The 14345-nt window shown below is 68.8% G+C and carries 13 protein-coding genes and 1 tRNA gene; 5 read left to right on the top strand and 9 right to left on the bottom strand.

All coding sequences use genetic code 11. The annotated features are described in order from the left end of the window. Nucleotides 1-134 precede the first annotated feature (134 nt). Nucleotides 135-208 (top strand) — tRNA-Cys (locus ASC93_RS01880). An 84-nt stretch (nt 209-292) separates the two neighbouring features. On the opposite strand, the gene ASC93_RS01875 is transcribed toward ASC93_RS01880, so the two are convergent. Next, nucleotides 293-1243: a LysR substrate-binding domain-containing protein gene (locus tag ASC93_RS01875; RefSeq protein ID WP_056436092.1), complete on the bottom strand. Its 951-nt coding sequence runs from the start codon at nt 1241-1243 to the stop codon at nt 293-295. Nucleotides 1244-1360: 117 nt separating this feature from the next. On the opposite strand from ASC93_RS01875, the gene ASC93_RS01870 reads away from it, so the two are divergent. Then, nucleotides 1361-2527, top strand: coding sequence for a mandelate racemase/muconate lactonizing enzyme family protein (locus ASC93_RS01870; protein ID WP_056436090.1), 1167 nt, complete (start codon nt 1361-1363; stop codon nt 2525-2527). 97 nt (nt 2528-2624) lie between these two features. On the opposite strand, the gene ASC93_RS01865 is transcribed toward ASC93_RS01870, so the two are convergent. Genes ASC93_RS01865 through ASC93_RS01850 form a run of 4 tightly spaced genes read right to left on the bottom strand, consistent with a single transcriptional unit; the run spans nt 2625 to nt 6772 of the window. Further along, nucleotides 2625-3764: a HupE/UreJ family protein gene (locus tag ASC93_RS01865; RefSeq protein ID WP_056436088.1), complete on the bottom strand. Its 1140-nt coding sequence runs from the start codon at nt 3762-3764 to the stop codon at nt 2625-2627. Then, nucleotides 3761-4987, bottom strand: a complete 1227-nt coding sequence (locus ASC93_RS01860) for a hypothetical protein (RefSeq protein WP_056436084.1) — start codon at nt 4985-4987, stop codon at nt 3761-3763. The genes ASC93_RS01865 and ASC93_RS01860 overlap by 4 nt, the downstream gene beginning before the upstream one ends. After that, the gene (locus ASC93_RS01855) at nt 4984-5241 is read right to left on the bottom strand and encodes a hypothetical protein (RefSeq protein ID WP_157201709.1); all 258 of its coding nucleotides are present in this window, start codon (nt 5239-5241) and stop codon (nt 4984-4986) included. Before ASC93_RS01855 ends, ASC93_RS01860 begins: the two co-directional genes overlap by 4 nt. A gap of 19 nt (nt 5242-5260) precedes the next feature. Then, nucleotides 5261-6772, bottom strand: a complete 1512-nt coding sequence (locus tag ASC93_RS01850) for a DUF4331 domain-containing protein (protein ID WP_056436077.1) — start codon at nt 6770-6772, stop codon at nt 5261-5263. A gap of 417 nt (nt 6773-7189) precedes the next feature. On the opposite strand from ASC93_RS01850, the gene ASC93_RS31855 reads away from it, so the two are divergent. The 3 genes from ASC93_RS31855 to ASC93_RS01835 all read left to right on the top strand — a co-directional run bounded on the left by ASC93_RS31855 (nt 7190) and on the right by ASC93_RS01835 (nt 10768). Next, on the top strand, nt 7190-8368 hold the full coding sequence (locus ASC93_RS31855) for a glycoside hydrolase family 43 protein (protein WP_229412569.1): 1179 nt from the start codon (nt 7190-7192) through the stop codon (nt 8366-8368). Continuing rightward, nucleotides 8352-9383, top strand: a complete 1032-nt coding sequence (locus ASC93_RS01840; protein ID WP_229412568.1) for a LacI family DNA-binding transcriptional regulator — start codon at nt 8352-8354, stop codon at nt 9381-9383. The genes ASC93_RS31855 and ASC93_RS01840 overlap by 17 nt, the downstream gene beginning before the upstream one ends. A 107-nt stretch (nt 9384-9490) precedes the next feature. Then, on the top strand, nt 9491-10768 hold the full coding sequence (locus ASC93_RS01835) for a hypothetical protein (RefSeq protein ID WP_056436074.1): 1278 nt from the start codon (nt 9491-9493) through the stop codon (nt 10766-10768). A gap of 63 nt (nt 10769-10831) precedes the next feature. Here ASC93_RS01835 and ASC93_RS01830 read toward each other — a convergent pair whose 3' ends face one another. The 4 genes from ASC93_RS01830 to ASC93_RS01815 all read right to left on the bottom strand — a co-directional run bounded on the left by ASC93_RS01830 (nt 10832) and on the right by ASC93_RS01815 (nt 14326). Further along, a complete protein-coding gene (locus ASC93_RS01830; protein WP_056436072.1) occupies nt 10832-11437 on the bottom strand; it encodes a ribosome-inactivating family protein in 606 nt (201 codons plus the stop codon). 29 nt (nt 11438-11466) lie between these two features. Then, complete coding sequence (locus ASC93_RS01825; RefSeq protein ID WP_056436068.1) at nt 11467-12120, bottom strand: glycoside hydrolase family 19 protein; 654 nt, start codon at nt 12118-12120, stop codon at nt 11467-11469. A 70-nt stretch (nt 12121-12190) separates the two neighbouring features. Beyond that, nucleotides 12191-12796 (bottom strand): DUF2589 domain-containing protein, encoded by a 606-nt coding sequence (locus ASC93_RS01820; protein WP_229412567.1) that lies wholly within the window; start codon nt 12794-12796, stop codon nt 12191-12193. Between the two features lie 192 nt (nt 12797-12988). Then, nucleotides 12989-14326 carry a BNR repeat-containing protein gene (locus ASC93_RS01815; protein WP_056436062.1) on the bottom strand — a complete coding sequence of 446 codons (1338 nt, stop codon included), beginning with the start codon at nt 14324-14326 and terminating at the stop codon, nt 12989-12991. Between the last annotated feature and the right edge of the window lie 19 nt (nt 14327-14345).

Here is a 14345-nt window from a genome sequence, read left to right as displayed (position 1 = left end):
TTGGTAGAGCGCAACCTTGCCAAGGTTGAGGTCGAGAGTTCGAGACTCTTCTCCCGCTCCAGTTACAGAGAAGCCAGCCTTCTCGTGTCGTTGCGACAGCTAACCGGTCGCTTCGATAGTCAAAGTCTTCCTCCGGCGAGGTAGCAAAGCGGTTATGCAGCGGCCTGCAAAGCCGTGTAGATGGGTTCGACTCCCATCCTCGCCTCCATCCCATCTCCAGATTTGCGCTCCCGTGCCGGCCAGTATCAGGTCGAGTCACAAGTTGCTGGACCGTGCCGCTTCGCGTGCCCACTCACCTGAACCTTGTGCCGGTGCGGCCGGCAACAGGCCGGGCGCCTTGATGATCCTGCGGCTCCCGCAGGTGCTCGACAAGAAAGTCGATGAACGCCCGTGCGCGGATCGTCTGATTGCGCTTGCTGGGATAATAGACAAACAGGTCTGCGGCAGGCAGGTCGAACTCGGGCAGCACGATTTTCAGCCGCCCACTGTCGAGGTATTTCGCCAGGTCCCATTCCGATCGGATCAGGATACCGTGGCCGTCCAGCGCCCAGCCGAGCACGATGTCGCCGTCGTTACTCGACAGCATGCCGTGCACCTTGACCACTTCGCTATGGTCGTGGTGCATGAAGCGCCAGATGCCATAGGCGTCGTCGTTCTGCCGGTGGATGATGCAGCGATGGTTGGCGAGGTCCGCCAGGTTCATCGGCGTGCCATGGCGCTCCAGGTAGCCTGGAGAGGCGCACAGGAAGCGCCGGTTCGACATGATCTTGCGGGCATTGAGCCGTTTGTCCGGTAAGGCGCCAAACCGGATCGCGAGGTCGAAGCCGCTCTCGACGAGGTCGATGGGCTTGTCGGTGACTTCCATCTGGACTTCCACTTCCGGATAGCGCGCACCGAACGCGGACACCAGCGGTGCGATCGTCGTGCGCCCGAAACCCAGGGTCGCGTTCACACGCAGCAATCCACGCGGCGTGGACCGCGCTTGCGCCACCGCGTCCTCCATTTCCGTGATGTCGGCCAGGATGCGCGTCGCATGCTGCAGATAGGTCTCGCCTTCGCTTGTCAGGCTGAGCGTGCGCGTGGTCCGGTTGAGGAGCCGGACACCGAGCCGGCTCTCGAGCGTGGCCAGCCGCTTGGTGGCCGCCGGCGGCGTCAGGTCGATGGCCCGCGCCGCCGCAGCAAGACTGCCGTGCTTGGCCACGAGCACGAAAAACTGCATGTCGGAGGTCGGATCATTCTTCACTTGAACGCATTTCATAATTGAATCCGGGAGAATTATAGGCGCTTCCAGGCACCTTAATCTACGGTTTTCCGACACCTGATCGCATCCAAGACATGCGATTGTCCTCAGGAGACTCCCGTGAGAATCGTAGAAATCCGTGAAAAGACCGTTCCCATCAGCTCGCCGATCCGGAACGCGTACATCGACTTCAGCAAGATGACGCTGAGCCTGGTCGCCGTGGTCACCGACGTGATCCGCGACGGCAAGCCGGTCATCGGCTACGGCTTCAACTCGAACGGCCGCTACGGCCAGGGCAAGCTGATGCGCGAGCGCTTCATCCCGCGCATCCTGGAAGCCGATCCGGCTTCGCTGGTCGACGACGCCGGCACCAACCTCGATCCGCACAAGATCTGGAACTGCATGTTCACCAACGAGAAGCCGGGTGGCCACGGCGAGCGTTCGGTGGCCATCGGCACCATCGACATGGCCGTGTGGGATGCGGTCGCCAAGATCGAAGGCAAGCCGCTGTTCCAGCTGCTGGCCGACCGCTACGGTAACGGCAAGCCGGACCGCAAGATCTTCGTGTACGCAGCCGGTGGTTACTATTACCCGGGCCAGGACCACGACAAGCTGAAGGATGAAATGCGCAGCTACATCGACCGCGGTTACACGGTCGTGAAGAAGAAGATCGGCGGCGCGTCGCTGGACGAAGACCTGCGCCGGATCGACAGCATCCTGTCGGTGCTGAAAGATGGCCAGAAGCTGGCGGTGGACGCCAACGGCCGCTTCGACCTCGATACCGCGATCGAGTATGCAAAAGCGCTGTCGCAGTACGACCTGTTCTGGTACGAAGAACCGGGCGACCCGCTCGACTTCGAACTGCAGGCGACCCTGCGCAACTACTACAAGAACCCGATGGCGACCGGCGAGGACCTGTTCTCGATGCAGGACGCGCGCAACCTGATCCGCTACGGCGGCATGCGCGCCGACCGCGACTGGCTGCAGTTCGACTGCGCGCTGTCGTACGGCCTGGTCGAGTACCTGCGCACCCTCGACATGCTGCGCGAGCACGGCTGGTCGCCGAGCCGCTGCATCCCGCACGGCGGCCACCAGATGTCGCTGAACATCGCGGCCGGCCTGGGCCTGGGCGGCAACGAGTCCTACCCCGACCTGTTCCAGCCGTACGGCGGCTTCCCGGACGGCGTCAGGGTCGACGACGGCTACATCACGATGCCGGACCTGCCGGGTATCGGCTTCGAAGGCAAGGCCGACCTGTTCGCCGAGATGCGGAAGCTGTCGGCGTAGTCGTCGCGTGACCATCGGCGCCCGGCAAAAGAGGCGCTGTCGACACCATTCGATCGGCAGGGCAGCGGCCATCGCCGGTTGAAACCCGGCCTCGGGCCTACACCGGCAGCAGCTTCAGGTCGAACAAGCGCTCCCCCAGCCACACGGCGGCCACCAGCATGATCATCCCCGACCCGCCCACCAGGACGACGCGCCGGTAGAACCAGGTGCTGCGCATCAGGTAGGCGAGGGGGAGGAACGCGGCGACGATCGCCAGCTGGCCGATCTCGACGCCGAGGTTGAAGCCGACCAGGGACGCCGCCAGCGCCCCCGGCTGCAGCCCGAGGTCGGCCAGGACGCTGGCGAAGCCGAAGCCGTGCACGAGGCCGAACAGGAAGGCCGCGGCCCAGCGCCGCCCGCGTGCGACGGGCAGCACGTTGTTCAGCGCCGCCAGCAGCACCGACAGGGCGATCGCCGACTCGACCCAGCGCGAAGGCAGCGCCACGATGCCCAAGGCGGCGAGGCTCAGCGTGATCGAGTGCGCGACGGTGAACGCCGTCACGATCTTCAGCACGTCGGTCAACGCCGCGCGCATGCCGCACACGGCGCGCCAGCCGCGCCCGTCGCGCACCAGCACGGCCGGCAGCAGCAGCGACACCAGGAACAGGATATGGTCGTAGCCGACCCAGATGTGCACGATGCCGTGCCGGACGTAGGCCAGGAAACCGCTGGCCGCGCCGCCCGCGCCCTCGTCGACCGTGGCGCGCGGATGGTCGCTGCCGAGCACCAGGGTGCGTACGCTGTCGCCGTCGCGCACGCTGGCCAGGCCCTTGTGCTGCGGGTCGACGTCGGCGAACAGGCGATATTCGACCGTGAGCGGACCGGCCCGCGGGCAACGGGCGGCGAAGGCCAGCACCGTGTAGGTGCCGTCCGTGTGGGTGTCGACCAGCTGCCTGCCCGGCACGAGTGCGCAGGCGGCGCCGCCGCGCGCCAGGTGCAGGCGCGCCAGCGCGTACGCGGCGATCGCGGCGTGGCGGTTGCGGACTTCGTCCCAGGTCAGCTGGCCGTCGTTGTCGGCGTCGAGGCCGATGGCGTAGTCCAGGTCGCGCAGCGCGATGTCCCACTCGCCGCGCACGTCGGCACCGGCCTTTTCCGTCGTCAGGCGCAGGTAGGCGTCGCTCGGCTTGTGCGCGGCGGCGGGCAGCGACCACGCCGCGCCGGCGAGGAAGATGCAAAACAGGACCCACAGGCGTTTCATGCCTTGCCTCCGCGCCGGTTGGACTGCGGGTTGAATGGCGTGTCGAACTGCGCGGCGAGGCGCGCGAGCTGGACGTCTTCCACGCGCGCGCTGCGCATCCAGTCGAGTACCGGACGGGCGCTCGCGGCGTCGTGCGCGGCGAGCGCCGCTTCCAGCAGGATGCGGGCGTCGGCCGGCTCCTTCTGCACGTCCCAGTTGCGCCGCGCGATCGCCAGCGCGCGGCTGGTGTCGCCGCGCAGGGCCAGCTCGAAGCGGGCCTGCTCGCGCAGGTGGACGCCGTCGCCGCGCCGTTCGCCCGCGTCGAAGCGCGCCGCCAGCTCCGCCAGTTCGGGCGCCAGGTCGCGTGCGCGGCCGGCCCCGCGCAATGCGAGCGCGTGGCGCAGCAGCAGGCCGTCCACGCGCGCGTGCGGCGCCAGCAGCGTGGCCGCCTCGGCATGACGGCCGGCGTCCAGCAGGAAGTCGGCATAGGCGCCCAGCAGATAGGTGTCGCGCGGTGCCTCGCGCAGCGCGGCGCCGAAGCGCGCGTCGGCGATGGCCGCGGCACCGCGGCGCTGCGCCATTTCGGCCAGCATCGTGAGCACCCAGGCGTCGACGGCGGGCGCCTCCACGCCGGCGCCGGCGCGCGCGCGCACGGCCGCGAGCAGGCGTTCGCTGGCCGCCAGCCGCCCGTTCACGGCCCCCACGTTGGCGATGCAGGCCGTGGTCACCAGTTCGTCGGCGAGGCTGGACAGGCGCGCGCAGCTCCGCGTGGCCGCGGCGTAGTCGGCGCGCACGGTTTCGATGGTGGCGCGAGTCAGCCAGGCCTGGGCGTTGTCCGGCTGCCGGTCCGTCAATCCCGCGAGGTCGGCCAGCGCCTCGGGAAACCGGTGTTCGCTCTGCAGCAGCGTGGCGCGCAGCAGGCGCACTGGCGGCGGCGGCGCGGCCAGGCGCCACCACGGCCCCAGCGCGGCTTGCGCGTAGCCGTAGTAGCGCGGGTCGGCTTCGCGCCGCCCGGCTTCGATGTAGCGGCGTGCGACGTCGACCGCGCGCGCCTGGTCGCGCGGCGCTTCCTGCAGGCGCTCGCGCAGCGCACGCAGTTCGCGCTGCTGCGGGTCGGCGCGCCAGGGCAGGACCTCGAGCACCTCGGCGCCGCTGGCCGGCAGGCGCGGGGCGGCGGCGGCCCCGGCGCCGGCGCAGGCCAGCAGCGCCGCAGCCAGGGTGCGGATGGCGGCGCCGGGCTTCATTGCACCGCCTGCGGCTCGGTGTCGTCGGGCATGGCCGGCGCCGCGTCGTCGAGCGGCGCCGGTTCGGCATCGTCCGGCGCGCTCGCGACCAGGCTGGCGACCTGGACCGTGAACTTGTCCGCGGCCGGCGTGCCGCCACCGGACGCGGGCGGCGGCGGCAGCGGGGACATGGCGGCGCCGTCGTCGTGGTCGCTGCCGCCGCACGCGGCCAGCAGCCCGCCGGCCAGCATCATGCATGGCAAGAGTTTCCTCATGATCGTCTCCTTCGCGGGCTTATTGTTGCGGCGAACCCGGCAGCGGGGTCTTCAGGTACGGGAAGCCGTTCGTGAAGAAGCTGTCGTCCAGGTACGCGCCATCGGTGAAATGCAGGCCGCCGGCCGGCGCATCGGACGGGGCGCAACCCAGTTTCAGCGTGCACAGCTTGCCCATCACGACGCGCAGCGCGATGTCGACCACGTCATCGCCCGGACGGCGTCCGTTCGGGAAGCCGGCGTTGTCGCCGTCGATCACGCCCAGGCGTTTCTGCGAACCCATCGCGGCCGGGGCAATCGACGTGTTCAGGCGCAGCATCTCGGCCGGCGTCACCTTGATGGGCTGGTTCAGGCCCTTCACCCCGGTCAGGAACGCGGTCACGAGGTCGTTGCGCGGGAAGTTGGTCGGGGCCTTGGCACCGGCATTCCCGTACAGGATCTCGACCAGGGCGGGCAAGGTCGGATTCGTGACGTAGTCGGCAAACTGGGCATCGTTCATCGGTTTGCTGGCATTGAAGCGGTCCTTGTCCTTCAGGCCGATCACGACTTCGTTCACGAGCGGCATGCCCAGGCGCGACACCTGGGTCCAGGCGCCGCCTTCCTTCGACGCGCCGGCGCCGGCCGGGACCGGATTCAGCAGGCGCGCCTGGCGCATGCTGGCCGTGGTCCAGCCGCCGATCACCGGGTCGCCGCCGGCCATGAGGCAGGCGGCGGCGACTTCGAGCTCGATGCTGGTCACGTTCTTGTCGGCCAGGTCATCCTTCGCCGCCTTTTCGGCGTTGGCCGCGAACTCGGTGGCCGGCGCCTTGATGTTGATGAGGTCGAAGGTCTCGCCCAGGTTCACGACGAACGGGTCCTTGCGCTGGCCGACGAACATGCGCGCCGGCGTCGAGCAGCCGGGCACGTTGACCGTGTAGACGTGCCTGGCCGCGTACGCCGCGTAGTTCGGGATCGACTTGTTGCCGATGTTGTCGAGGGGTTTGTCGAAGGCCGCGCCGCCGCCGGTCGCATTGGTCACCGGACTGCGCTGTCCGGTACGACGGTCGCCGCGCACCACGTTGACGGTATAGGTCTCGCGCACGTTGGCGCCGGGCGCGTTCGGGTCGGCGATGGCGCCGCCGTTGATCACGAGCGGGATCGACACCTTCTTGCCGCCGACGGTCAACTGGGCATCCTTGTTCGCGTTCTGGAACCTGAACTGGAAGGTGATGTCTTCCCTGGCGTCGCCGTTATTGTCGATGTGGATCTCGTACAGCGCGTCCGGGTCCATCATGAAGTAGTTCGGGCCGCCATACGCATCCTGCAGCGGCACGTAGTTCGCGATCAGCGTCACGAAGCCCGCGCGGCCCGGCTCGTAACTGCGGAACATGTAGAAGTCGGTGGCGTCGACTTTCGGCTGCCTGGTGATGAACGGTGCTTCCCGGTGGCTGGACGCCTGCACGGGCACCTGGATCGCGGCGCCGGCACAGATGGCCGCCACCAATACGCGCAGCGTGACGCCGCCGGCGGTTTTTGATATCTTTTCTTGCAACATGATTCCCCCTCTGCCTGGTCAAGGTTGATGATTGAGCACGAATGCATTCCTTATACGGAGCCGGGAGGCGGGTGGATTCAGGGTTTCGAAAAAATAGTCGGCGTGTCGCGCGAACCGGTGCGTTGATGTTGCAGTCGGGTAATTTGTGCCGCGGCGTTTGCGTCCGCGCGATATGTCGGCCAGCGCGACCGCGGACGGGACCACGTGGGAAGAGTCGTTGCGACATGGGAAGTCCGCGCCTGCGGCCCATGCCCGCCACAAAAATGATAAACGGTATTGGCCATTTTAAGAATTGGGTCCGACCTATAATCGAGCTCGTTTGTTATCGATATCTAAAATGGCGGCCGGCATCCGCGCACACCGCGGAGCAACGCATCGGACGTATAACGAGGCCATGCGTATTACTTGGAGAAGAAGATGAATCGGAAACACAGCATCGGGCCGCGCATGTCGATCGTCGCCATGGCCTCGGTCCTCCTGTGCATGGCGGCCCATGCGCGGGCGGCCGATGCGTTCCGGCCGGGCGAGCTCTGGCCCGACGACGAGGGCATGCACATCAATGCGCACGGCGGCGGCATTCTCGAAGACCGGGGCGTGTATTACTGGTTCGGCGAGCACAAGGTCGCGGGCGAGGCCGGCAACCGCGCCCAGGTCGGCGTGCACGTGTACAGTTCGCGCAACCTGACCGACTGGCATGACGAAGGCATCGCGCTGGCAGTGAGCAGCGATCCGGCCAGCGACATCGCCAGGGGCGCGATCATCGAACGGCCGAAGGTGGTCCGCAACGCGAAGACCGGCAAGTTCGTGATGTGGTTCCACCTCGAACTCAAGGGACAGCGCTACGATGCGGCGCGCGCGGGCGTCGCCGTGGCCGACCGCGCGGCCGGACCGTATGTCTACCAGGGTTCGTTCCGCCCGGACGCCGGCGCCTGGCCGGTGGACGTGGCGCCGGCGGACAAGGATCCCGCGGCGTCCTTCCTCGCGCGCGACCACGCCGGCGGCCAGATGGCGCGCGACATGACGCTGTTCGTGGACGACGACGGCAGCGCCTACGACATCTACGCGTCCGAGGAAAACCATACGATGCACGTGTCGCGCCTGAGCGGGGACTACCTGCGCAGCAGCGGGCAGTATGCGCGCGTGGTGCCCGGCGGCGACGACGAGGCGCCGGCCATGTTCAGGCATGGCGGCAGGTACTACCTCGTGACGTCGGGCCTGTCGGGCTGGAAGCCGAACGCGGCCAGGTCGTACGTGGCGGACAACGCCTTCGGTCCGTGGCGGGCGCTCGGGAATCCCGTGCGCGGCACGCCGGCGCAGCGCAACACCACGTTCGGCGGCCAGTCGACCTATGCACTGACGTTGCATCGCAACGGCTGCGCGCGGCACATCCTGATGTTCGACGTCTGGCGCCCGAAGGACGCCATCGATGGCCGCTACGTGTGGCTGCCCGTGGAATGGGAGGGCGACCGGCCCGTCGTGCGCTGGCGCGACAGCTGGACGCTGGACGACCTGGACAAGCTGCCGTGCGACGGCCCCGGCGACGGGCATCCCGGGCAGCGTTCCGCACAACGAGCGAATCGTGGCGACGGCGCCTGACGCACGCGCGACGGTATGGGACGTCGCGCAACGGGCCGGGGTGTCGGCGATGACGGTTTCGCGCGTCATCAACGGCACGCCCACCGTCAGCGCCGGGAACCGTGAAAAAGTCATGCGCGCCATCGAGGAGCTGCATTATCGGGTCAACGTGGCGGCGCGCGCCGCGCGCATCGGCACCTTGCGCGTGGGCCTCCTGTACAGCAACCCCAGCGAGGCCTTCCTCAGCGCCTTTCTCGTCGGCGCGCTGGGCGAGTGCGGACGCAGCGGCGCCCACCTGATCCTGGAGAACTGCGGTGACCTGCGCGGCCAGCGCGTCGCCATCGACCGCCTGATCGCGAACGGCGCCGACGGCATCCTCGTGCCGCCGCCCCTGTGCGACTCGAAGGCGGCGATGCGGCAGCTGTCGGCGCTTGGCATGCCCACGCTGGCCGTGGCGACGGCCCGGCCGTCGCCGCGGATGTCGGCCGTGCGCATCGACGACTACGAAGGCGCGCGGACGCTGACGAACTACCTGCTGTCGCTGGGCCACGTGGACATCGGCTTCATCAAGGGCGACCCCGAGCACACGCCGGCCCAGCTGCGTTACCAGGCCTTCATCGACACCATGCGCCACGCCGGCCACGAGGTCCGGGCCGAACGCATCGCGCAGGGCATGTTCACCTACCGTTCCGGGCTGCTGGCGGCGCGCGAGCTGCTGGCGCGGCCGACCCGTCCCACCGCCATCTTCGCCAGCAACGACGACATGGCGGCGGCCGTGGTCGCCGTCGCGCACGGCATGCGCCTGCATGTCCCGGGTGACGTCGCCGTCTGCGGCTTCGACGACACGCCCCTCGCCACCGCCGTGTGGCCGGAACTGACCACCATCCGCCAGCCGATCACCGACATGGCGCGCGGCGCCGTCGCGCTGCTGATCGAGCACATCCGCTCGCAGCGCCGGGGCCGCGCCTGCGCGCCGCGGCACCGGCTGATGCCGTATGCGCTGGTCGTGCGCGACTCCACCGCCGGGACCGGGTGACCGCACCGCCGCGCGACGCGGCCGTCAGGTTTCGACAGGCCGCATCGCCGCCCGCTGCGGACAATGAAACGGCAATTCCCCGCTGTTTCATTGACCAAGGAGGCAATATGGCATTCGTACACCAGCAAGGTATCCTGGACAGCAAGAGCAGTCCGCACGCCGACGGCGACGTCATCATGGCGGCCGCGATCGTGGGCCACGCCTACACGCGCCTGTCGAAGAACCTGAACTGCTCGTTCGAGACGGAGGCGCCGCTGAACATCCCGCCGCAGCGCATCCAGGAGACGCCGGAAATCAGGAAGCTCGCCGCGGTCGTCGGCGCCATCAACCTGGCGCTGCAGAACGCCGGCGCCGATTTCGGCAAGCCCACGGGCCGCAAGGTGGAAGCGCGGATCACGCCGACCTACGACAAGAACGGCAACGTGCGCATCATCGGCGGCAGCGGCGACCTGCCGCCCGACTCGCCGCTGCGCTACGACCCGCCGGCGCCGGCCACGCAGGCGGCGAAGGACCTGCTGGCGCTGGCGCTGCGCCAGCTGACGCCGAACGGTGCCGACCGGCCGCTGGAGATCGGCTACCAGGGCGCCGGCGCGTACACCGGCTTCGTCGACGGCCGGGCCGGCGGGCAGTCGAACCTGTTCTGTACGTATCGGCACGTGATCCCGAACGATCCGGCGTCGCGGCGCTGGGTCCCGAGCGCGCCGGTGGACGGCGTCGCCGTCGGCAAGGACGCGAAGCAGAAGATCTGGGGCATGATCGGGACCAACGAGTTCCAGGCGACGCTCGCGGCGCAGGGCATGTACTTCCAGGACGCGGACAAGCGGCGCAACCCGGTCGCGCTGGACGGGAATGCGCTGGTCGGCTACACGCACGGCATGATCCAGGCCATCTACGACGTCAAGATGCACGAGATCGCGGCGCCCGGCCAGCCGGCGGGCAAGCCGTACGAGATCGCCGTCGGCCAGGTCGACGGCCCGCCGCCCGCGAAGACGACCAAGCTGGCCTCGTGCATCTGCTGCGCCGTGTTCATGGAGGCCACCGGCTTCCCGGCGTCGTGCACGCACCTGGGCCGGGCCGATTGCTGGGCGCCGCTGTATCCCGAGAGCCCGACCGGCGGCGCGCCGGACATGGCGACGGCGCAGAACAAGGCCCGCGCGACGGCCAACAGCGCGTGGGCCACGTACTGCGCCACGATCATCAAGGCCGGCATCCCGCTGATCGAAAAGAACCTCGTCGGCGACGATCACAAGTCCAGCTTCGACAAGCTGAAGGCCTACGTGAGCGGGCGCCAGCCGATGGACTTCGCCAACCTGATCCTCGACGCGGTGACGCTCGGCCAGAACGAGACCGAGCGCCTGGGCCGCACGCTCAGGCCCGCCGCGTAGCGCGCGCTTCGACCGGAATCGTGACGACGACCCGCTCCCGGCATGCCGGCAGCGGGTTTTGTGTCAGCGGGGGAGCGGGCGTTGGTGCCAGGGCGAGACGTCGCCCGTGCCGAGCGTGTGACCGTCCCAGGCGCGCAGGGTGACGTGGTTGGGGCGGAAGCTGCCGTCCATGACGAGGACGGCGTTGACGCCGGCCGCCACGCTGTCGAAGCGCAGGGCTTCGCTGACGACGATGATCAGGCGCGCCAGGCTGTCGCGCAATGCCTGGTCGAGCGGGCGGCCGGCGTAGGCGGCGAGGGCGGCGACGTCGTGGCCCAGGTCGGCGTTGGTGAGGGCAGGCAGTTCGTGCGGATGACCGAGGCCGGCGTAGGTGCCGGTGCAGCCGCCCGGGATCAGCGCGTCCGGCAGGCTGGCCACGCCCGGGACGTGGAAATGCCAGGCGCCGTGCTCGTTGCGCCAGCCCAGCACGCAAAGCGAGGCCGCGGGGCGCGGCCGCGCGGCGTCCGGTTCGTGCGCCAGGTTCAGGTAGACGTCGACATGGCCGGCGCTGGCCGGATGGGTGATCGTGACGGGCAGGATGGTCGTGCGCGGCCCGTTGGCCTCGACGAGACGGCGCAGCGTGTTCAGGTCGGCCAGGTAGGCGCCGCCGCGGCGCAGACGGATGGACATGGTGGAACTCCGGGCGGCGCGAGGCGGATCTAGGCGCCGGCGCCGAGCGCGTTGCGCGCCCGCAGCCAGTAGGCGCGGCGTACGTCCAGGCCGAGCGTGCCGCCGTTGATGCGCCGGGTGATCTGTTCGAAGCGCTGGTCGGCCTGGGCGCCATCCAGCTGGTCGGCCAGCTCGTTCAAGCCCTTCGACTGCCAGAACCACGCTGCCGACAGCGCGGCGCCGGCCGGCTCGAGCAGCAGGTCGGGATTGGCGACGGCATCGACCTGCATGGCCCGTGCGAACGCCGCGTAGTTGTCGCGCCCGGTCAGCTGGATCAGGCCGCGACCGTGGAAGCGCCAGCCGTCGCCGCTCGCCTCGTCGCCGTTGCCCATCCGGCCGGCGTAGACGTAGTTGGCCAGCGCGCGCGGGTTGCGGGCATAGCGCTCGGCCACTTCGTCGCTCGGAAAGCGCGGCGGCCACACCTGGCGCAGCCGCTCCGCCGTGTAGCTGAGCGCCTCGTCGACACGGCGCAGTTCGGACGATTCCACCATCACCTGCGCCAGGAAGGCGGCCTGGCGCGCGGCGCCCGCGATCGCGCCGGCGCGCATGCAGTCGTTCAGTGCGGCGACCCAGTGGCCCGCGCGCGTGTCGGCGTCGGGTGCGATCATTATCGACCGCAACTGCTGCTGCGTGATTTCGTTCATGATCAAGCTCCTCGGAGGGAAGGGAAGGCGCGGACGGAAGGCGGTGCCGCCCGTCCGCGGCGCGGACGCGTTACGGCGTGTTACCGCCGGCGGCGGCCGGCGTGACGGACGGCTGGATCGCGGAATGCAGGATGTCCAGCACGCGGGCCAGGCCTTCGGGCATGCCGGTGTCCTCGGCCAGCACCTGCACGTGGTACTTGGCCGAATTGTCGGAGCTGCGCGTGTTTTCCTTGTGGCTGGCGACGGAACCTTCGAGGTGCACGGTCGCGCTGAACGGGCCCCAGCCGAACTTCATGTCGGCCGACATCTTCGCGGACGCGTCGGTCGATTCCTTCGAGGCGAACGACGATTTCACCTCCATGTCGAACGTGATGTCGACCTTCGTGATCGACAGGCTCGGCACCTTGACGATGGCCAGCAGCGGCACGTCCAGTTCCACGTGCTGCTCGACGGTCTTGCTGGCGTCCGACGGATCGGGGGCCAGGCGCTTGAAGCCGAAGCTCGCCACGCGGGTCGCGCCGATCCCTTTCGGATCGTTCGCGCCGGGCGGCAGGAAACCGACGTACTTGATGAAGTCCGCGGTGGCATTCGCCAGGCGCACCTGCGCGTCGCAGGCGGCCGTCAGCGGACCGCCGATCAGGTCGCCCATCGGCAGACCCTTGAATTGAGATGCCATGTCAATCAGTTCACCAGACATAATCTACTCCCTTGAAATGGATTGGGACCACGGGATGCCGTGGAGGACATCGCCGCCGCGCCGGTTGCGCGGCGGCGATGGAAGTAGATTACGGCCTGGAAAAACGCATTTCGTGGCGGTTTCTGGCGCCGGTTTCCGGCGCGCGCCGGGCGCGGCCGCCGGTCGCGCGCTTCAGAACGACGGCTTCCACTCCAGCACGCGGACGAGGCTGGGCGGGCGCACCGCCTGGCCTTCGCCGTCGACCTGGGACGTGTCCTGCACGAACAGGTGGAGCTCGGCCTTGTCGCGCCACAGTTCCGTGTCGAACGTCGGTTCCCAGGCGCCGACGGACGCATCGTCCAGGTCGCGGATCGACCAGCTGGGGCGGTCGAAGTCCGTGATCGTCACGACCGACACCCTGTTCCCGCGCTCCGCGTCGCGGAACACGAGCACGCCCGCGGGCCGCGGCCGGGTCTCGTCGATCATGATCTGGGGCCGCGCGATCGGAATCGCCTTGGTGCCGCCGCCGGCGAGGCTGAACGGCAGGTGCCGGAAGCCGAGCGTGGTCACCTGCCAGCCGGCGGCCGTGCGCCGCACGATCCGGTACTGGGGCACGTGGCTGTCGCGGTCGCGCCAGTACGTGGCGATGTAGGGCCGGCCGTCGCGGTCGGCCGCCATCGAGGTCTGGTTGATCAATTCGCTGCCGGTCGGGATGCGCGCGGCGTATTCCGCGCTCGCGGCGGTGATCGGCAGATCGTAGCGCGTGCCGTCCGATTTTTCCCAGGTCAGGCCGCCGTCGCGCGAACGGGCATAGGCGAGGTCGTGGTTGCTGCTCACGTCGGGCGATTCGCGCCAGACCCAGGACAGGTGGATCGTGCCGCGCCGGTCGACGAACGCCTGCCAGTACGCGCTGCGCTCTCCCTCGCCGCTGATCAGGTTGCTGAACAGGCGGTGCCAGCTGCCCGTCCGGACATCGTAGCGGTTCACCACGAGATTGCCTTCGCCGGACGCGCCGTTACGGAACAGGAACAGCAGGTTCCCGTCCGGCATGCGGTGAAATTCCGGATACGTGACGGCGTCCTCGTCGTGCCCCGTCATCGCCTGCTTCTCGCCCAGATCCAGGGCGCCCGGACGGACGCTCTTCGCATAATGCAGCCGGTTGTTGTGGTGGTCCCAGGCGACGTGCAGGTAGCCGGCGCCGTCCACCATGATGCTGATCGTGTTGTGCGCATCGGCCGCATTGCCCTGGTACTGGGTGCGGTGCAGCGTCCAGTCGCGGGTGCCCAGCTTGCGCCGGCCCAGCACGACGTAGCGGTCGCTGTCGTAGAACGCGACGTATTGCGTGTCGCCGGCCGTGACCAGCGAGTTCTTGCGGAATACGACCGTATTCACCGAGTTCTCGGCCCACGCCGGCCCGACGTCGCTGAATCGGACGGGCGCGGTCGGCAACTGGGCGCAGCCGGCGAAGGCGAGCGCGGACACGGTGGCGGCGAGCAGTCGCGCATAACGGGTTGGAGCGGAAGTGTGCATGGTGTCGTGGAGGGTGGTG

Source organism: Massilia sp. Root335 (genome assembly GCF_001425685.1).
Classification (GTDB): domain Bacteria; phylum Pseudomonadota; class Gammaproteobacteria; order Burkholderiales; family Burkholderiaceae_D; genus Telluria; species Telluria luteola.
This window is presented reverse-complemented; position numbering and strand designations above follow the sequence as displayed.